The 19,354-nt window shown below is 64.1% G+C and carries 18 protein-coding genes; 13 read left to right on the plus strand and 5 right to left on the minus strand.

From position 1 onward, the window contains the following. Positions 1–99: 99 nt before the first annotated feature. Positions 100–951 carry an alpha/beta hydrolase gene (locus KMZ68_RS09385; protein ID WP_215615496.1) on the plus strand — a complete coding sequence of 284 codons (852 nt, stop codon included), beginning with the start codon at positions 100–102 and terminating at the stop codon, positions 949–951. 125 nt (positions 952–1,076) lie between these two features. Here the strand turns inward: KMZ68_RS09385 and KMZ68_RS09390 are convergent, their stop codons facing one another. Then, on the minus strand, positions 1,077–1,853 hold the full coding sequence (locus KMZ68_RS09390) for an SDR family oxidoreductase (protein WP_215615497.1): 777 nt from the start codon (positions 1,851–1,853) through the stop codon (positions 1,077–1,079). Positions 1,854–2,029: 176 nt separating this feature from the next. On the opposite strand from KMZ68_RS09390, the gene KMZ68_RS09395 reads away from it, so the two are divergent. Beyond that, a complete protein-coding gene (locus KMZ68_RS09395) occupies positions 2,030–3,109 on the plus strand; it encodes a tartrate dehydrogenase (protein ID WP_215615498.1) in 1,080 nt (359 codons plus the stop codon). 480 nt (positions 3,110–3,589) lie between these two features. Beyond that, entirely contained in the window at positions 3,590–4,300 is a 711-nt protein-coding gene (locus tag KMZ68_RS09400) for an OmpW/AlkL family protein (protein ID WP_249779575.1), read from the plus strand. Between the two features lie 55 nt (positions 4,301–4,355). On the opposite strand, the gene KMZ68_RS09405 is transcribed toward KMZ68_RS09400, so the two are convergent. Genes KMZ68_RS09405 through KMZ68_RS09415 form a run of 3 tightly spaced genes read right to left on the minus strand, consistent with a single transcriptional unit; the run spans position 4,356 to position 7,510 of the window. Then, positions 4,356–5,270, minus strand: coding sequence for an NAD(P)-dependent oxidoreductase (locus tag KMZ68_RS09405; protein ID WP_215615500.1), 915 nt, complete (start codon positions 5,268–5,270; stop codon positions 4,356–4,358). Positions 5,271–5,296: 26 nt separating this feature from the next. Further along, positions 5,297–6,547: a Zn-dependent hydrolase gene (locus KMZ68_RS09410; RefSeq protein WP_215615501.1), complete on the minus strand. Its 1,251-nt coding sequence runs from the start codon at positions 6,545–6,547 to the stop codon at positions 5,297–5,299. Between the two features lie 45 nt (positions 6,548–6,592). Beyond that, a complete protein-coding gene (locus tag KMZ68_RS09415; protein WP_215615502.1) occupies positions 6,593–7,510 on the minus strand; it encodes a LysR family transcriptional regulator in 918 nt (305 codons plus the stop codon). 119 nt (positions 7,511–7,629) lie between these two features. Between KMZ68_RS09415 and KMZ68_RS09420 the strand changes: the two genes are divergently transcribed. From KMZ68_RS09420 to KMZ68_RS09445, 6 genes are all read left to right on the plus strand, one after another. Next, entirely contained in the window at positions 7,630–8,454 is an 825-nt protein-coding gene (locus tag KMZ68_RS09420; protein ID WP_215615503.1) for a putative hydro-lyase, read from the plus strand. Between the two features lie 84 nt (positions 8,455–8,538). Continuing rightward, positions 8,539–9,783: an ABC transporter substrate-binding protein gene (locus KMZ68_RS09425; protein ID WP_215615504.1), complete on the plus strand. Its 1,245-nt coding sequence runs from the start codon at positions 8,539–8,541 to the stop codon at positions 9,781–9,783. A 68-nt stretch (positions 9,784–9,851) separates the two neighbouring features. Further along, entirely contained in the window at positions 9,852–10,685 is an 834-nt protein-coding gene (locus KMZ68_RS09430) for a branched-chain amino acid ABC transporter permease (RefSeq protein ID WP_249779627.1), read from the plus strand. Beyond that, positions 10,685–11,665 carry a branched-chain amino acid ABC transporter permease gene (locus tag KMZ68_RS09435; protein WP_215615506.1) on the plus strand — a complete coding sequence of 327 codons (981 nt, stop codon included), beginning with the start codon at positions 10,685–10,687 and terminating at the stop codon, positions 11,663–11,665. Before KMZ68_RS09430 ends, KMZ68_RS09435 begins: the two co-directional genes overlap by 1 nt. Continuing rightward, a complete protein-coding gene (locus KMZ68_RS09440; RefSeq protein ID WP_215615507.1) occupies positions 11,662–12,393 on the plus strand; it encodes an ABC transporter ATP-binding protein in 732 nt (243 codons plus the stop codon). Before KMZ68_RS09435 ends, KMZ68_RS09440 begins: the two co-directional genes overlap by 4 nt. Beyond that, entirely contained in the window at positions 12,377–13,081 is a 705-nt protein-coding gene (locus tag KMZ68_RS09445; protein ID WP_215615508.1) for an ABC transporter ATP-binding protein, read from the plus strand. The genes KMZ68_RS09440 and KMZ68_RS09445 overlap by 17 nt, the downstream gene beginning before the upstream one ends. Positions 13,082–13,220: 139 nt before the next feature. Here KMZ68_RS09445 and otnC read toward each other — a convergent pair whose 3' ends face one another. Beyond that, positions 13,221–13,880, minus strand: a complete 660-nt coding sequence (gene otnC, locus KMZ68_RS09450; protein ID WP_215615509.1) for a 3-oxo-tetronate 4-phosphate decarboxylase — start codon at positions 13,878–13,880, stop codon at positions 13,221–13,223. A gap of 115 nt (positions 13,881–13,995) precedes the next feature. Here otnC and ltnD point away from each other — a divergent pair, with 115 nt between their 5' ends. The 4 genes from ltnD to KMZ68_RS09470 all read left to right on the plus strand — a co-directional run bounded on the left by ltnD (position 13,996) and on the right by KMZ68_RS09470 (position 19,219). Beyond that, entirely contained in the window at positions 13,996–14,910 is a 915-nt protein-coding gene (gene ltnD, locus KMZ68_RS09455; protein ID WP_215615510.1) for an L-threonate dehydrogenase, read from the plus strand. Between the two features lie 25 nt (positions 14,911–14,935). Next, positions 14,936–15,718 (plus strand): 2-oxo-tetronate isomerase, encoded by a 783-nt coding sequence (gene otnI, locus KMZ68_RS09460; RefSeq protein WP_215615511.1) that lies wholly within the window; start codon positions 14,936–14,938, stop codon positions 15,716–15,718. Next, complete coding sequence (gene otnK / locus KMZ68_RS09465; RefSeq protein ID WP_215615512.1) at positions 15,715–16,992, plus strand: 3-oxo-tetronate kinase; 1,278 nt, start codon at positions 15,715–15,717, stop codon at positions 16,990–16,992. Before otnI ends, otnK begins: the two co-directional genes overlap by 4 nt. Positions 16,993–17,188: 196 nt before the next feature. Beyond that, the gene (locus KMZ68_RS09470) at positions 17,189–19,219 is read left to right on the plus strand and encodes a methyl-accepting chemotaxis protein (protein WP_249779576.1); all 2,031 of its coding nucleotides are present in this window, start codon (positions 17,189–17,191) and stop codon (positions 19,217–19,219) included. Positions 19,220–19,354: the final 135 nt, after the last annotated feature.

The raw sequence follows: 19,354 nt of genomic DNA on the forward strand, positions 1-19,354 counted from the left end.
TTCTCCCGTTCATTCCGGCTCGAAGCCACGGATTGCCTAGTGCTGTAAAACATTTTCCGGCAAAGTGGAAATACCCGCCGCCGTCCCGGAGATTCCCGCATGTTGACGCCTTCAGATACGCCCGACTGGCGCAAGATGAGCCAGGAGGAGCGCGACCTCGGCCTCAACAACGGCGTTGCGGTTGCCGGCAGCGCCGAGATGGTCGCCGGCTGGGAGCAGCGCTCCGCCGAAATACGCAAGCGGCACCCCACGCATCTCGACCTCCGCTACGGCCCGCGCGACCGCAACCGGATCGATTTCCTCAAGGCCGCGGAGAAGGTGCCGACGCTGCTGTTCATCCACGGCGGCTACTGGCAGAACCGGGCGAAGGAAGTCTTTGCGCTGTTTGCCGAAGGCCCGATGGCGCATGGCATTAATGTCGCGCTGATCGGCTACACGCTGGCGCCGGATGCGACGCTCGACCAGATCGTAGGTGAAATTCATCAGGGGATCGACTACCTCGCCGGGCAATTGCCCGCGCTCGGCGCCGACGCGCGCGGGATCGTGGTGTCGGGCTGGTCGGCGGGCGGCCACCTCACCGCGATGGCGCTGTCGAATCCGAATGTGCGGGCAGGCATGGCGATCTCGGGCGTCTATGATCTCGAGCCGATCCGGCACTCCTATCTCAACGTCAAGCTCGGGCTGGATGAAGCGATGTCGCGCCGTAACTCGCCCATGATGCAGGCCGGCGGCGCGCCAAAACCGCTGTCGCTGGTGGTGGGCGACGCCGAATTGCCGCTGCTGCGCCGGCAGACTTCGGATTTTGCCGGGCACCGCGCCAAATATGGATTGCCGGTGACCTATGAAGAGATCCCGGGCGCCAATCACTTTACGATCATGAACGAAATGCTGTCGCCGGCGGGGCGGGTAACGACGCTGATACGGCAGCTGTTCGAGAGGACGGCTATTTGACCTCTTCCTGAGGAGCGGCGTCTTCGCCGCGTCTCGAAGGATGAGGGAGCGAGGTGCCAGCGTCCCATCCTTCGAGACGCCACTTCGCGGCTCCTCAGGATGAGGTTGAGCTTGCGTCTATACCACTACCCCCAGCCCGACGTGTGCCCGCCATCGACCGTAAAGATCACGCCCGAGGTATAGCCGGAGCGGTCGGAGGCGAGGAACGCCATCAGATCGCCGATCTCGCGGGTATGGGCGGGGCGGCCGAGCGGCATGCCCTTCTGAAATTCCTTGTAGCGGTTTTCGTCGCCGAACTGGTTCCTGGCGCGGGTCTTCAAGAGCGTGACGTGGCGATCGGTACCGACCGGCCCGGGATTGATGCCGACCACGCGGATGTTGTCGGCAAGGCTTTTTCCCCCGAGCGCGCGGGTCAACGCCATCAGCGCGGCGTTGCCGGCGCTGCCGCAGATATAATTGGCGTCGAACTTCTCGCCGGCGGCGCCGATGTCGTTGATGATGACGCCGTGGCCGCGCGCCTTCATCTGCGCGTAGATGGCGCGGGTGAGGTTGATGTAGCCGAACACTTTCAGCTCCCAGGCATGACGCCAGGTCGCCTCGTCGATCTTGTCGATCGAGCCGCCGGGAATGTCGCCGGCATTGTTGACGAGGATGTCGATATCGGCGGCGTCCTTCACCAGTTTCGCAATGTCCGCAGGGTTGCGCAGGTCGACGAGGGCAGTGGCGGCGTCGATCTGGTGCGCCGAGCGCAGCCGCTCGGCCAGCGCCTTCAACTGATCGCCGCTGCGGGCCGCAAGCAGCAGGTGGCAGCCCTCTTCGGCGAAGGCTTCGGCGGCGGCCGCGCCGATGCCCTTCGATGCGCCCGTGATCAGGACGCGCTTGCCGCGCAAATGCAGGTCCATGGCGATTTCTCTCTGTGATTGGGGGCCGGTCATCGGGTGGGACCGGATTGTTAGGCCGCCGCCGCTGAGACGGTCAACATTGCACTGCAGCGTTGCACCGCAGCCGACTTTGGTCCATTGCAATCCGATCCAGCAAACGGCGTTAGCGGCCCTTCAAGACCATAAGGAAATCCCCGATGAGCAACGAAAAAAAGCAATACCGGATCGCGGTCATTCCCGGCGACGGCATCGGCAAGGAAGTGGCGCCGGAAGGGTTGCGGGTGCTGGAACAGGCCGCGAAAAAGCACGGAGTATCGGTGCATTTCGATCATTTCGATTTCGCCTCCTGGGACTATTACGAGAAGCACGGCGAGATGATGCCGGAGGACTGGAAGGCGAAGATCGGCAAGCATGACGCGATCTATTTCGGCGCGGTCGGCTGGCCCGCGAAGATCCCCGATCATGTTTCCCTGTGGGGATCGCTGATCAAGTTCCGCCGGGAGTTCGACCAGTACGTCAATTTGCGTCCGGTGCGGCTGATGCCGGGGGTGCCGTCGCCGCTCGCCAACCGCAAGCCCGGCGACATCGATTTCTGGGTGGTGCGCGAGAACACCGAGGGCGAATATTCATCGGTCGGCGGGCGGATGTTCCCGGATACCGACCGCGAATTCGTCACCCAGCAGACCGTGATGACCCGGATCGGCGTCGACCGCATCCTGAAATTCGCATTCGAGCTGGCGCAGTCGCGGCCGAAGAAGCACCTGACCTCGGCGACCAAATCCAACGGCATCTCCATCACCATGCCGTATTGGGACGAGCGCGTGGAGGCGATGGCGAAAAACTATCCCAAGGTGAAGTGGGACAAGTACCACATCGACATTCTCACCGCGAACTTCGTGCTGCATCCGGATTGGTTCGACGTCGTGGTCGGTTCCAATTTGTTCGGCGACATCCTGTCCGATCTCGGTCCGGCCTGCACCGGCACCATCGGCATCGCGCCATCGGGCAACATCAACCCGGAAGGCCATTTCCCGTCGGTGTTCGAGCCGGTGCACGGCTCGGCGCCCGACATCGCGGGGCAGGGCATCGCCAACCCGATCGGCATGATCTGGTCGGGTGCGATGATGCTGGAGCACCTCGGCGAGAAGCAGGCGGCGGCCTCGATCGTGGCTGCGATCGAACGCACGCTCGGCGAACGGACGCTGCGGACCCGCGATCTCGGCGGCAATGCCGATACGGTCGCGTGCGGCAAGGCGGTCGCGGAGATGGTGGAGTAGGGAAGCCGGACCCTCATGGTGAGGAGGCGCGATAGCGCCGTCTCGAACCATGAGGCCGGGCAATATCCACATCATCCACATCCTTCATCCTCATCCCTCGAGACGCGGCCAAGTGGCCGCTCCTCGGGATGAGGCGCCATGTGCGGCGGTTCAGGTTGTCGCCGCGATCCGTTTGCAATACTTCCACGCAGCCGCGATCTGGTTCTAGCTCGCTTCGTCGGAGCACAACGCCGAATGCGCCAACTGCGTTGACTATGCAGAATAGTTCCCACTCGAACGCGGTCCTCTGCAGATAGCAATCATTCGCGGACGTGCGATTCAGTTGCATTCGTGAGTTCCGTGTCGGCGCGGCAACAGTCGCGCGCGGTTTGTGCGGAGCACACACGAATTGACGCAGATCAATTTTTCGGATCGCGCGAAGGCATTTGTGAAGGTCAGTCGATGCGGAATCATTCGTACCGGCAAATATTGGGGATTTTCATGAAGACAAGAACAAGAACTGCGATCCCGTCGCTCGCTTTGGCTGCCGGGATCTTTGGACTCGCGACAGCCGCTTCAGCCGCTGATTTGCCGGTCTACACCAAGGCGCCGGCGGTCGAAGCCTGGAATCCCTGGATGATCCGCCTGCGCGCGCTCGGCGTCGTCACCCGTGATTCGGGCTGGGTCGACCAGGTGCCGGGATCGGGCCTGAAGACCTCGGATGCGATCATTCCGGAGCTCGACATCTCCTACTTCTTCACCCGCAACATCGCGGCCGAACTCATTCTCGGCGTCACCCGTCACGAAGTGACCGGTACCGGCGTCCCCGCCACGGCCGGCCTCGACGTGGGCAGGGCCTGGCTGCTGCCGCCGACGCTGACGCTGCAGTATCACTTCACCGATCTCGGCGCGTTCAAGCCCTATATCGGCGCCGGCGTGAACTATACGGTGTTCTTCAATCAGTCGGCCGGCAACACCTTCAACAATGCGGGCGTGATCGTCACCAACAGCCACCTGCAGAATACGTGGGCACCGGCCGCGCAGATCGGATTCGACTACATGATCAACAAGCATGTCGGCCTGAACGTCGACGTCAAGAAGATCTGGCTGCGTCCGAACTGGGACGGCACGCTCGGCGGCGGTGTGCCGGTCACCGGCAAGGTCAATCTCGATCCGTGGCTGATCGGAACCGGTCTGACCTACAAGTTCTGATATCCGACCGGATCTCGGTGGGGGCCGATGCGGCGGGGAGACCGGGCGAAGCCGCTCAGGTTCCCGCCGCGATCCTTCGGCAATGCTCCCACGCGGCGCCAATCAGGTTCTCGCTCGCCTCCGGCGTGCGGAACGCCGAATGCGCCGACAGCGTCACGTTGCGCAGCTTGTTCAGCGGGTGATCCTTCGGCAGCGGCTCGATGTTGAAGACGTCGAGGCCGGCGTGCCGGATCTGGCCCGACTTCAGCGCGTCGATCATCGCTTGCTCATCCACCATCGCTCCGCGCGCGGTGTTGACGAGGATCACGCCCGGCTTCATCGCCGCGATGCGTTCTGCCGAGAGAAAGCCGCGGGTTTCGTCGTTCAGCAACAGGTGAAGCGAGACCACGTCGCTTTCGGCCAGCAATTTTTCCAGCGTCACGAAGTCGACGCCGGCAGAACTCTTCGGCGACCGGTTCCAGGCGATCACGCGCATGCCGCTGCCGCGCGCGATCCGCGCCACTTCCGCGGCGATGCCGCCGAAGCCGATCAGGCCGAGCGTCTTGCCGGTCAGCTGCATGCCGTCCTCGCGCAGCCAGTTGCCGGCGCGCATTTCGCGGTCCATCTCGGCGATGCCGCGCGCTGCCGCCCACATCAGCGCGATGGCGCATTCGGCCACCGCGGTATCGCCATAGCCCTTGATCAGGTGCACTTCGATGCCGAGCCCGGCGAGTTCCTCCGGATTCATGTAGCTGCGCGCGCCGGTGCCCAGAAACACCACGTGCTTCAGGCCGGTGCATTTTTTCGCGATTTCGGTCGGCAGCGCGGTGTGATCGACGATGGCGATCTCGGCGCCGCCGAGCACCTCGGGGTACTGCTCCGGGGTGATATCGGGGTCGCGATGGATGCGGACCTTGGGATCGCCCGGTTTTTCCAGCCGCTCGAAGATGACGGCGAGCGATTCGTTGGCGTCGACAAAAACTCCGCGCACTGAATTCTCCGGTGGTTGGCTGACGATCAGGAAGCGACGCCGGCAAGCGCCAGCACGGTATGCATCAACACATTGGCGCCCGCGGCGCAATCGGCCTGCGTGGCGTCCTCGAGTTCGTTGTGGCTGACGCCATCCTTGCAGGGCACGAACACCATCGCGGTGGGAATGCGGGTGTTGAGGTTGCAGGCATCATGGCCCGCGCCCGAGGTGATGCGCCGGTTGGAATAGCCGAGCGCCTGGGCCGCGTTCTCCACCGCATCGACCAGTTTGGGGTCGAAATGGGTCGGAGGCTTGCGCCAGACCAGATCGAGCTTGACGTTGACCTTGCGCCGCGCGGCGATCTCGGCCACCGCCACGCGCAAATCCCTGTCGAGCGCGTCCATGATCGCGGCGTCGGCGCTGCGGCAATCCACGGTGAAGGCGATTTCGCCGGGAATGACATTGCGCGAGGGGTTGGCAATCACGGCTTCGCCGATGGTGCCGACTGCCTTGGGTCCGTGCTTCCTCGCGATGCTCTCCATCGCCAGCACGATTTCCGACAGAGTGGCGAGCGCGTCGCGGCGCAGCGGCATCGGCGTCGAGCCGGCATGGCTTTCGAAGCCGGTGATCTTGCCGTCGTACCACAGCACGCCCTGGCCGGAATCGACCACGCCGATGGTCTTGTGCTCGGCTTCCAGAATCGGACCCTGTTCGATGTGCAGCTCGACAAAGCTTGCGAATTTCTGCGTGCCGACCGGGGCTTCGCCGCGATAGCCGATGCTGTCCAGCGCCTCAGCCACGGTGACACCGTCGGCGTCCTTGCGCGACAGGATATCGTCGGTGGTGAAGTCGCCGACATACGCCGCCGAGGCCATCATCGCCGGGGCAAAGCGCGAGCCTTCCTCATTGGTCCAGTTGACGATGCAGATCGGCGCCTCGGTCTCGATCCCGGCATCGTTGAGCGTACGCACCACTTCGAGCGCCGCCAGCGTGCCGAGCACGCCGTCGAACTTGCCCCCCGTGGGCTGGGTATCGAGATGCGAGCCCAAGCCGACCGGCGGCTTCGACATGTCGCGGCCCTTGCGCAGGCCGAACATCGAGCCGAGCGCGTCGACGTGCACGTCGAGGCCCGCGGCCTCGCACGCCCGGCGGAACCAGTCGCGCACCTGCTTGTCTTCGGGGCCCAGCGTCAGCCGCCGCACCCCGCCTTTGGGGGTGCCGCCGAATTTCGCGGTTTCGTGAATCGTATCCCAGAGCCGGGCGGAGTCGATCTGCAGGTTGGAAGCGATCTTGGTCATGGAGCCATTTCCGGAAATTCAGGAGCCGCGCGCATTCGAGGGTTTTCAATGACGCGCCTGCAGCGGCGCGTCAATGACAGTGCTGCCCTGCGCGAGGTTGGCGGCGAGTTCGGCCACGCGTTCGACCGCGACGGTGTCGGGGGAAGTGAGCCAGCTTGCCGCAAATGTCAGCAGCGGCATCTGCAGATTGGTCGACAGCAGTTGCAGCCGCCCATCCGCCATTTCGCTTTCGACGATCGCGGTTGGAATGACCGCAATGCCGAGGCCTTCGATGGCCATGTGTACGACGGTGGCGATCGAAGCGCTGGCGTGCAGGCGCATCGGCGGCAAGTCCGGGCGATTGAACAGCGAGCGCACCAGTTCATAGGGTGGGGTCTTGCGCGGAAACGTGATCATGGGGAATTTCGCCAGATCGTGCACCGTCAGCCTGCGCTGGCCCAGCCCAAGCGAAGGGCTGGCGAGAAAGCCTACGGGATAGTCGCACAGCACCCGGTTGCTGACGGTCGGCGCCGTTATCGGCCCGAGCAGGAAGGCGAGCTCGATTTCCTGCGCCAAGAGCCGCGTCCGCAAGTTCGAGGTGATGTCGACCTCGATTTCGAGCGAGAGATTGGGATAGGTGCGATTGACGCTCTTGACCAGTTGCGACAGCCAGGTGTGGACGATGGTTTCGGCGACGCCGAGCCGCAGCACGCCACGCATCGCCGAGCGATCGCCGACCGCGGCCAGCATCTCCGAGCGCAGCCCGATCAGCTTCTCGGCATACACCATCATCTGCCGCCCGCTCGGTGTCGGCAGCACCATGCGCCGGTCGCGCTGCAGGAGCCTGACCCCGACCTCGTGCTCGAGCTGCGCGATCCGCTGCGAGATCGCAGGCTGGGTGGTGTTGAGCTTTTGCGCGGCGCCGCGAAAGCTGCCGAGCGTCACCACCCACATGAAGGTCTCGATTGCCTTGAAATCGACCATGCTTCCAAAGCTCCCAGTTCGATAAATTCAATTTATCGATTTTGATCAAAAACAACGATTAGACATTATGCTAGCTCTATGGCCCATTGGCTGTCGAGCTAATTTGGGCGGGATCGACGATGACCGGCTTGGCAAGAACGGAACGGCTGTTGGACGACAAGGCGGCCGATCTGTCGCCAAGCGTGGCGGCCCGGCGGGCCTGCCGCACCGGCGCCGTCACCAGCACCGCCGGCATGGCCAATGGTTTCGTGCAGGGCAATCTGGTGATCCTGCCGGAGAATCTCGCAGCTTCGTTTCACCGGTTCTGCCAGCTCAATCCCAAACCCTGCCCGATCATCGGCATGTCCGACGTCGGCGACCCCCATATTCCCTCGCTCGGGATCGATCTCGACATCCGCACCGATCTGCCGCGCTACCGGGTCTGGCGCGACGGCGAGGTGGTGGAAGAGCCGACCGAGATCATGGCGCATTGGCGCGACGATCTGGTCGCCTTCGTGATCGGCTGCTCATTCTCGTTCGAAGAGGCGCTGATGGCGGACGATCTGCCGATCCGTCACATCGAGCGCAAGGTGCGCGTGCCGATGTATCGCACCAACATTGCATGCAACCCGGCAGGGCCGTTCGCGGGTCCGATGGTGGTGTCGATGCGGCCGTTCAAGCCGGCGGATGCGATCCGCGCGGTGCAGATCACCTCGCGGTTTCCTTCCGTGCATGGCGCGCCGGTTCATCTTGGCCATCCGCATTCGATCGGGATCGCCGATATCGCCAAGCCCGACTACGGCGATCCGGTGCCGGTGGAAGCCGATGAAATTCCGGTGTTCTGGGCCTGCGGCGTGACACCGCAAGCGGTGATCGCAGCGGCGAAGCTGCCGTTCGCGATCACGCATGCGCCGGGATTGATGCTGGTGACCGATCTCAAGAACAAGCAATTGGCGGTGCTTTGATGGGCAGCCTTTGCCGCTCATTGAGGCTTTACCGCAACGTTCTGCCGTTTCATCGATAACTGCGATCAACAGGGGGTATCTGCAATGACCATCACTCGCCGCAATGTATTGCTCGGAGCCACCGCTGCCGCAGCCTTCTCGCCGATCGCGAGTCGCGCGCAAACGTCCGAAGTGGTGATCGGTGTCACCTATCCGCTGTCCGGCTCCAACGCGCAGATCGGCGTCGACGCGCAGCATGCCTACGGAACGGCGGCGGACGTCATCAACAGCAAACATGATTTCGATCTGCCGCTGGCAAAGGACGTTGGGCTGCCCGGCCTCGGCGGCGCCAAGGTTCGGCTCGTATTCGCCGACCACCAGGGCGATCCCCAGAAGGGCCGCGCCGAGGCCGAGCGCCTGATCACGCAGGAAAAGGTCTGCGCCGTCATCGGCACCTACCAGAGTTCTGTGGCTGTCACCGTCAGCCAGATCTGCGAGCGCTACCAGGTTCCGTTCATTTCGGCCGACAATTCGTCGCCTAGCCTGCATCGCCGCGGCCTCAAATTCTACTTCCGCCCCGCGGCCCACGACGAAATGTTCTCGGCTGCGATGTTCGACTTCTTCGACGCCCTGAAGAAGAAGGGCACCAAGATCGAGACCTTGTCGCTGTTCCACGAAGACACCATTTTCGGCACCGATTCCGGCAACGCCCAGCTCAAGCTCGCCAAGGAGCGCGGCTACAAGATCGTCGCCGACATCAAATACCGCTCCAATTCGCCGTCGCTGTCCGCGGAAGTTCAGCAGCTCAAAGCCGCCAACGCCGACGTGCTGATGCCCTCGAGCTACACCACCGACGGCATTCTCCTGGTGAAGACCATGGCGGAGCTCGGCTACAAGCCGAAGGCGATCGTCGCACAGGACGCCGGCTTCTCCGAGAAGGCGCTGTACGACGCGGTCGGCGACAAGCTCGAAGGCGTGATCTCGCGCGGCAGCTTCTCGCTCGACCTCGCAAAGAAGCGGCCGGTCGTCGGCACCATCAACGCCATGTACAAGGCAAAGTCGGGTAAGGATTTCAACGATCTGACGTCGCGGCAGTTCATGGGCCTGATCGTGATGGCCGACGCCATCAACCGTGCCAAGTCCACCGATGGCGAAAAGATTCGTGCGGCGCTGGCGACCACCGACATGCCGGGCGAGCAGACCATCATGCCGTGGAAGCGCGTCAAGTTCGACGACATGGGCCAGAACAACGACGCCGATCCGGTGCTGCTGCAATATGTCGGCGGCAAGTTCGTCACCGTCTTCCCGGCGCAGGCGGCCATCGCCGAAGCGCTCTGGCCGATGAAGTAAGCGGCAGGACAGGGGCGGGGGCCGTGACAGCCGAAACCATCATCCAGAGTCTTGCCAGCGGCCTGCTGATGGGGTTGCTCTACGGCCTGATCGCCGTGGGGCTGGCGCTGATCTTCGGCCTGATGGACGTGGTGAACTTCGCCCACGGCGAGTTCCTCATGATCGCGATGTACGCGACGTTCTTCCTGTTCGCCTTCTTCGCGATAGACCCCTTGCTGTCGGCGCCGCTGGTCGCGGCCGCGCTGTTCGTATTCGGGGCGGTGGTCTATCTCGTGATCGTCCGCTTTGCGGTCAGGGCCAAAGCCAATGCCGGCATGGTGCAGATTTTCTCCACCTTCGGCCTCGCCATCGTCATGCGCGGCCTGGCGCAGTTCTTCTTCACGCCGGACTATCGCAGCGTCACCCATTCATGGTTCGGCGGCAAAACCATATCGGTCGGCGGCATCTTCCTGCCTCAGCCGCAACTGATTGGCGCCTTGGTGGCGATCACAGCGTTCGTCGCGCTGTATTTCTTCATCAACCGCACCGATTTCGGCCGCGCGCTCGAGGCGACGCGCGAGGACGCCGGCGCGGTGGCGCTGGTCGGCATCGACAAGAACAGGGTGTTCGCGCTGGGCTGGGGCCTCGGCGCGGCGCTGGTCGGCCTGGCCGGTGCCATCATGGCAATGTTCTTCTACATCTATCCCGACGTCGGCGCCTCGTTCGCGCTGATCGCCTATGTCACGGTGGCGTTGGGCGGTTTCGGCAGCGTGTTCGGCGCCTTCGCCGGCGGCATCATCGTCGGTCTCGTTGAAGCCACCACCGCATTGATCATGCCGCCGTCGCTGAAATCGGTCGGCATCTACGCGGTCTACCTGCTGGTGGTCTTTGTCCGGCCGCGCGGCCTGTTCGGATCGATGTGATGGATACCGCCTTCGCCCAGCGCCGCCGCCGCGACCTGATCGTCGCCGCCTGTCTCGCCTTCGTCGCGGCGCTGGTGCCGCTGTTCGTAAAGGACGTCTACGTCCAGAACATCATGGTTCTGACGCTGATGTATGCGGCGCTGTCGCAGAGCTGGAATATCCTTTCCGGCTATTGCGGGCAGATCTCGCTCGGCCACGCGCTGTATTTCGGGCTCGGCGCCTACACGACCGCGATCCTCTTCACCAAATTCGGCGTGCTGCCGTGGTTCGGCATGGTCGGCGGCGGGTTGATATCGGCCGTGATCGCGATGGCGCTCGGCTATCCCTGTTTCCGCCTGCGTGGCCATTACTTCGTCATCGCCACCATCGTGATCGCCGAGATCGCGCTGTTGCTGATTCAGAACTGGGATTGGGCCGGCGCCGCGCTCGGCATCGATATTCCCGTCCGCACCGACAGCTGGCTGACGTTCCAGTTCACCCGCAGCAAGCTGCCTTACTTCTACTTCGCGCTGGCGCTGGCCTGCATCGCCTGGTTCGTCACCTGGTGGCTGGAAGATTCCAAATGGGGCTACTGGTGGCGCGCGGTGAAGGACAATCCGGACGCCGCCGAAAGCCTCGGCGTGGTGGTGTTCAATTCCAAGATGGGCGCCGCGGCGGTCTCGGCATTCCTCACCGCGGTCGGCGGCAGCTTCTATGCGCAGTTCGTTTCCTACATCGATCCCGAGAGCGTGATGGGTTTCCAGTACTCGCTGCTGATGGCGCTACCCGCCGTGCTCGGCGGCATCGGAACGCTGTGGGGACCGGCGCTCGGCGCCGTGATCCTGATCCCGCTCACCGAACTGACGCGGTCCTTCATCGGCGGCTCCGGCCGCGGCGTCGATCTGATCGTCTACGGCACCCTGATCGTGCTGATCTCGCTGGCGCGGCCGGAGGGCCTGGTCGGACTGTTCTCGCGCCGTCGCAAGGGAGCGACCCGATGACAGCCTTGCTGGAAACCCGCGGCGTCTGGCAACGATTCAGCGGCCTGATCGCCAACAGCGACATCTCTATTTCCGTCGGGCGCGGCGAGATCGTCGGACTGATCGGTCCCAACGGCGCCGGCAAGTCGACGCTGTTCAACCTGATCGCGGGCGTGCTGCCGCCCACCCAGGGCTCGATCTGGTTTGACGGCGAGGACGTCACCAGGCTGCCGGCAGCCGAGCGCTGCGTGCGCGGAATCGGCCGCACCTTCCAGGTCGTCAAGAGCTTCGAGACCATGACCGTGATCGACAACGTCATCGTCGGCGCGCTGGTCCGCACCACGGTGATGCGCGAGGCGCGCCGCAAGGCCCATGAGGTATTGGAATTCGCCGGCCTCGCCGCCCGCGCCGATGTGATGGCCAGCGAGTTGATCCCGTCGGAAAAACGCCGGCTCGAGGTCGCGCGTGCGCTGGCGACCGAGCCCAAATTGCTGCTGCTGGATGAAGTGCTCACGGGCCTGACCCCGATCGAGGCGCAAACCGGAGTGGAACTGGTGCGCCAGGTACGCGACACCGGCGTCACCGTGTTGATGGTCGAGCATGTCATGGAGATCGTGATGCCGCTGGTCGACCGCGCCATCGTGCTCGACCTCGGCAAGGTGCTGGTCGAGGGTAAGCCTGCCGACATCGTTCGCGATCCGAAAGTCATCAGCGCCTACCTTGGGGATCGTCATGCTGTCGGTGCATGAAGTCACCACCGCCTATCAGGGCCTCGTCGCCATCTCGGCCGTCAGCCTCGATGTCGCCAAGGGCGAAATCGTCTGCGTCGCCGGCGCCAACGGTGCCGGCAAATCGACGCTGCTGAAATCCATCGCCGGCGCCGAACGTCCGCGCTCCGGCGCCGTCACCTTCGATGGTGCGCGTATCGACGGCCTGGCGCAGCATGCGATCACCGCGCGCGGCATCGCCTATGTGCCGGAAAACCGCCGGCTGTTTCCGCGGCTGTCGGTGCGCGACAATTTGCGGCTCGGCAGCTATCTCTATCGCCACGAGGCGGATCGCGACCAACCGCTGGCGCTGGTGTTCCAGCTGTTTCCGCGGCTGTCGGAGCGCCTGGAGCAGCGCGCCGAAACGCTCTCCGGCGGCGAGCAGCAGATGCTGGCGATCGGCCGCGCGCTGATGACGCGGCCGCGGCTGTTGATGCTGGATGAACCGTCGCAGGGCATCATGCCGAAACTGGTCGACGAAATCTTTGCCGCGGTGAAGCGAATCCGCGACGCCGGCATGACCGTGCTGATCGTCGAGCAGCGTATGGCCGAATGCCTCGACATCGCCGACCGCGCCTACATCCTGCAGACCGGCCGCGTGTTGATGCAGGGCCTTGCGGCCGACATCAAGGGCAATCCCGACGTGCGCAAGGCGTATCTGGGGCTATGACCACTACGGTTTCTCCGCGCGTGTACCCCTCATCCCGAGGAGCCGCGAAGCAGCGTCTCCAAGGATGTGTCGCAAGTTCTTTCCTTGTGCGCAGCATAGACGTGGATGGCCGGGACAAGCCCGGCTAGGACAAGCAGAGTTACTCGTGCTCGTGTTCCGGCAGCGTCAGGCCGAAGGTCTTTGACAGGTCGGCGATCTGCGCTGGCGTCAGGAAACGCGGGTTCAGCCCGCGCAGCAGCAGATAGAGCTTTGCGGTTTCTTCCAGTTCTTCCATCGCATAGACCGCGGCTTCCAGCGTTTCGCCCGCGACCACCGGGCCGTGATTGGCTAGAAGCACTGACGAATACTTTCCGGCGAGACCCTTGATTGCGTCCGCCACGGCCGGATCGCCGGGCCGATAATACGGCACCAGTGCGGTCAAGCCGCATTTCATCAAGTAATAGGCCGTCATCGGCGGCAGCGCGGCGCGCGGATCGATCTCCGGCAGCATCGACATCGCCACCGAATGGGTCGAATGCAGGTGCACCACCGCGCGTGCGGTGCGGCGGGTCTGGTACAGCGCGGTATGCAGCGGCACTTCCTTGGTCGGGGCATCGCCGGAGGCGAGCCGACCGTCGGCATCGAGCCGCGACAACCGCGCCGGGTCCAGCGAGCCGAGCGACGCATTGGTCGGCGACACCAGCCAGCCGCCGTCGTCAAGCCGCACGCTGATATTGCCAGAAGAGCCCGGCGTCAGCCCGCGCTCGAACAGCGAGCGCCCGAGGCGGCAGATTTCCTCGCGAACCCTGGTTTCGGTCATGGCAGCACCTCTCTGCCGCCTTGTCTCATGCTTTGGCAGCGCGGCCAAGCCGTGATACCCAGAGGCAAAGCTGGCCATCGATGCCGGCCAAAGAGGAAGCCGAGGGGACTGCCGCATGCCTGAAACCGCAAAACCGCGTATCGCCGTCATCGGGCTCGGCTCGATGGGTTTTGGCATGGCGACCTCGCTGCGGCGCGCGGGCTTTGACGTGACCGGCTGCGACGTCTCGGCGGACAGCGTGGCGAGGTTCGTCGCCGACGGCGGCAAGGGCGCGAAGACGCCGGCCGAGGCCGCCAGGGGCGCCGATATCGCCGTCAGCGTTGTCGTCAACGCCGCCCAGACCGAGACCATCCTGTTCGGCAAGGACGGGGTGGCCGAAACGCTGGCCAAGGGTGGCGTGTTCATCTCCTCCGCTACCATGGATCCGGATGTCGCGCGGCGGCTGGCCAAGCAGCTGGAAGCCGGCGGCCGGCATTATCTCGATGCGCCGATCTCGGGCGGCGCGCAGCGCGCGGCGCAGGGCGAACTCACCATTCTGGCCTCGGGCAGTCCCGCCGCCTTCGCCAAGGCAAGGCCGGCGCTCGATGCGATGGCAGCCAAGCTCTACGAACTCGGCGATGCCGCCGGCCAGGGCGCAGCGTTCAAGATGATCAACCAGTTGCTGGCCGGCGTGCATATCGCCGCCGCCTCGGAAGCGATGGCGTTCGCCGCCAAGCAGGGGCTCGATATCCGCAAGGTCTATGAAGTCATCACGGCGTCGGCCGGCAATTCCTGGATGTTCGAGAACCGCATGCCGCATGTGCTTGACGGCGATTACACCCCGCGCAGTGCGGTCGACATCTTCGTCAAGGACCTCGGCATCATCCAGGACATGGCGCGCACGGCGAAGTTTCCGGTGCCGGTGTCGGCCGCGGCGCTGCAGATGTTCCTGATGACATCGGCTTCCGGCATGGGCCGCGACGACGACGCCTCGGTGGCGCGGATGTATGCCCGGGTCACCGGCACGCATTTGCCGGGCGAGCCGAAGTAGAATTCAAGGAACCAGAGGACAGTCGATGCCCCGCTTCGCCGCCAATCTCTCGATGATGTTCAACGAGGTCCCGTTCCTCGACCGCTTCGAGGCGGCGGCGAAAGCGGGATTTACCGCCGTCGAATTCCTGTTCCCCTATGACCATCCGGCCGAAGAGGTCGGCAAGCGGCTGCGTGCCAATGGCCTGACCCAAGCGCTGTTCAACCTGCCGCCGGGCAATTGGGATGCCGGCGAAAAAGGATTTGCGGCGCTGCCCGAGCGCTTCGCCGATCTGCAGCAGAGCCTGCGCACCGCACTTCCCTACGCCCAGGCGACCGGCGTCAACCGGCTGCATCTGATGGCGGGCATTGCCAGCCGCAGCAATGCCAAGGCGGTGGAGGCGTTCTACAAATCGGTGGCCTGGACGGCCGAGTTCTTCGCGCCGCATGGCCTCGATGTGGTGATCGAGCCGATCAATTCGCGCAACGTGCCCGGCTATTTCCTCAACGATTTCTCGTTCGCGCGCGACCTGATCAATGAGCTGAAAATCCCCAATCTGAAACTGCAGTTCGATATCTATCACTGCCAGATCATCCATGGCGACGTCACCATGCGGCTGCGCGAGATGATGCCGATCATCGGTCATGTCCAGATTGCCAGCATCCCGTCGCGCAACGAGCCTGATGGCGAGGAACTGAATTATCCGTTCCTGTTCGCCGAGCTCGACCGGCTCGGCTATAGCGGTTTTGTCGGCTGCGAATACAACCCGCGGGCCAGGACGACCGATGGCCTCGGCTGGTTCAAGCCTTACGCCGGAGCAAAGCCGTGACCCTGGCGCTGGGCTGCATTGCCGACGACTACACCGGCGCTTCCGATCTCGCCAACACGCTGACCCGCTGCGGTCTGCGTACGGTGCAGACCATCGGCGTCCCGTCCAACGATCTGGCATTGCCCGAGGTCGACGCGGTGGTGGTGTCGCTGAAGAGCCGCTCGATCGAGGCCGGGCTTGCGGTGTCGCGCTCGCGCGCCGCCGAAAAATGGCTGCGTGACCGGGGCGCTGGTCATGTGCTGTTCAAGATCTGCTCGACCTTCGATTCCACCGACGCCGGCAACATCGGCCCGGTCATGGACGCGCTGCGTGCCGATTCCGGCGACGCGATCGTGCTGGTGACGCCGGCCTTTCCCGAGACCGGCCGCACCGTCTATCAGGGCAATCTGTTCGTGGGCTCCGTGCCGCTGAACGAAAGCCCGCTCAAGGACCATCCGCTCAACCCGATGCATGATTCCAACCTGGTGCGGGTGCTGGCGCGGCAGAGCAGGACCAGGATCGGCCTGGTCGAACTGGCGGTGCTGACGCGTGGTCCCGATGCGGTCCGGGCGCGGCTGGCCGATCTTGCCGGCAAGGGCTTTGGGGCTGCCATCGTCGATGCCGTATTCGACCGCGACCTCGAAACCATCGGCGCGGTGGCGCTGGATCACCGGCTCTCCGTCGGCGCCTCCGGCATCGGGCTTGGTCTCGCCCGTGCGCTGGTCGCCTCGGGCCGCGTCAAGTCGAGCGCGTCGAATGCGGTTGCCGGCGCGCCGGTCGGCGGACCGGCGGCGTGCCTTGCCGGCAGTTGTTCGCAGGCGACCCTGCAGCAGATCGCAAGCGCCGAAGCTGTCATGCCGGTGCTGCGCCTCGATCCCGCTCAGGTGGTTGCGGGCAAGGATGAAGTCCGGCGCGCGCTGGCCTGGGCCGGCGAGCGTCTCGCTCGTGGCCCGATCCTCATTGCCAGCAGTTCGACGCCGGATCAGGTTGCGGCTCTGCAGTCTCGTCATGGCCGCGATGCAACTGGACATGCCATCGAGCAGGCGATGGCCGACATTGCGGAAGGATTGGTCCAGTCCGGCGTGCGGCGACTGGTCGTTGCCGGTGGCGAAACTTCAGGCGCCGTGGTCGATCGCTTGCGGATTCCCGGCTTCCTGGTTGGCGAGGAAATTGCTGCAGGAGTGCCGGTTTTGCGCGCTGTCGGTGCCGCGGGCGGCGACATGCTGCTTGCGCTCAAATCGGGCAATTTCGGCGGTACGGAATTTTTCTCCGACGCGCTCAAGCTGATGCGTTAGGCGCTGACATGAAGCTCTGCGCGCGGTTCGCCCCGATCAGGCGAGGCTCGATCGGATGGTCCCTAGTTTCACGGAAATTTAAACTAACCGAACCTAACAACCTTGAGCGGTATTCGCGTCACAGCGCCGGCCGCGCGCGGGATTTGATTCGCCAGGGCAAATCCCGATTCCAAGAAGAAAAAGAAGGTTGGATGAAATGATCAAGCTCAATCGCATCGGCAACAAGCTCGGTCTCGCCGGCGCTATCGGCGTTTTGCTGGCGATCGGCATGGTCGCCAATCAGATGGTGACGGAGTCCACGGTGGCCGGAGCGAGCGATCGCGCTGATCGATCCCAACGCGTGGCCGAAAGCACCCTCACGGCGCACCTCAACATGCGGCAGGTGCAACTCGCCGCCCGCGGCATCAGGTTGGCAAGCACCCGGTCCGAAGTGGACAGGGGCGTCGCCGAGATGCGCCAGTTTGGCGCGGTCGAAATGAAGGAGATCGAAGCCGCATTGGCGAGCGCGCAAAGGCCCGAGACCAGGCAGCGGTTACAGAACATCAAGTCGCTGATGACCGACTACGCCGCCGGCACCGAGGAGCTTGCGAAAGCCCAAGGTGATCTGCTGGCGCAGATCGGCAAGCGGTCGGTGATCTCCGATGAGTGGACCAAGGCCATCGAATCCGAATTGGCATCGCCGGCGCTGGCTGACTTGCCGAACCGTCCGGAAATAGAAAAGCTGCTGTACCAGGCGGACGGCGGCGTGAACGCGATACGGGCGGCGGCATGGCGGTTCGGGGGCACTGGTGACGTCGAACAGCTGGGGGCGATCGCGATTGCCGAAGGGACGGTCAAGGATGCCTTGAAATCCGCGCGCAAGCAGACCGATGACAAGGAATTCCACGGCAGGATCGACTCGCTGGAATCCATTATCAAGAAATTTCTCGTTGCCAATGGCGATGTCGTCAGGTCCGAGGAATTGAAGGCCGAGATCACGACCAATCGGACGATCAAGGTCGTCAACGAGGCCGGCGAATTGATGGAAGCGGCCGTTGCGAGCGCGCAGAAGGATATGAACACCTCGAAGGAGGAGGTCGTGGCCGCGACTGCGCAGGCCAACCGGATCAGCATGGCGATGGCAGTCGTGGTGGTGATTTCGCTGATCGGGTCGGTGATCTTCTCTTTCCTCGGCATTGCGCGTCCGATGACCCGGCTGAACGGTGCGCTGGGTGAGATGGCCGGTGGCAATCTCGACATCGAGATTCCAGGTGCCAACCGCGGCGACGAGATCGGCGACCTCGCCAAGACCGTGACCGTCATCCGCGAGAACGCCGAGCAGAAGGCCCGCGACGAAGCGGAAGCCAAGATCGAGCAGGATCAGATCGCGGCCCAACGGCGCAAGGCCGACATGATCAAGCTCGCCGACGACTTCGAAGGCGCCGTCGGCGAGATCGTCGAGACCGTGTCTTCGGCTTCATCCGAACTCGAAACCTCTGCCGGCACGCTGACCTCGACTGCGGAACGGGCGCAGGAGCTGACCACGGCGGTCGCGGCGGCCTCCGAGGAAGCCTCCACCAACGTTCAGTCGGTGGCTTCCGCGACCGAGGAAATGGCGTCGTCCGTCAACGAGATCAGCCGTCAGGTCCAGGAATCGGCGCGGATGGCCAATGAGGCCGTCGACCAGACGCGCAGGACCAACGATCGCGTCAGCGCGTTGTCGAAGGCCGCGGCCCGCATCGGCGACGTGGTCGAACTGATCAATACCATCGCGGAACAGACCAACCTGCTGGCGCTCAACGCCACCATCGAGGCGGCGCGCGCCGGCGAAGCCGGCCGCGGCTTCGCGGTGGTGGCTTCCGAGGTCAAGGCACTGGCCGAACAGACCGCGAAGGCGACCGGCGAGATCGGCCAGCAGATCGCCGGCATTCAGGCGGCGACCCAGGAGTCGGTCGGCGCCATCCAGGAAATCAGCAGCACCATCGAGAAGCTGTCGGAGATCTCGTCGACCATCGCGGCGGCGGTGGAAGAGCAGGGTGCGGCGACGCAGGAGATTTCCCGCAACGTGCAGCAGGCGGCGCACGGCACCCAGCAGGTCTCGTCGAACATCACCGACGTGCAGCGCGGCGCCAGCGAGACCGGATCGGCGTCCTCGCAGGTTCTTTCCGCTGCGCAGTCGCTGTCCGGCGATAGCAACCGCCTCAAGCTCGAGGTCAGCAAATTCCTGAGTTCGGTACGGGCGGCCTGACGATAACCGCTGACGGCAATCGAACAGCCCGGCCCCCAAGAGGGACCGGGCTTCTTGTGTTGGGCAAGTTTGCCCGGCCAATCGGTGTGACTCCGAAGTTCCACGAAACCCGGAATTAACCAGCCCCAGGTTAAG

Source organism: Bradyrhizobium sediminis (assembly GCF_018736105.1).
GTDB lineage: Bacteria > Pseudomonadota > Alphaproteobacteria > Rhizobiales > Xanthobacteraceae > Bradyrhizobium.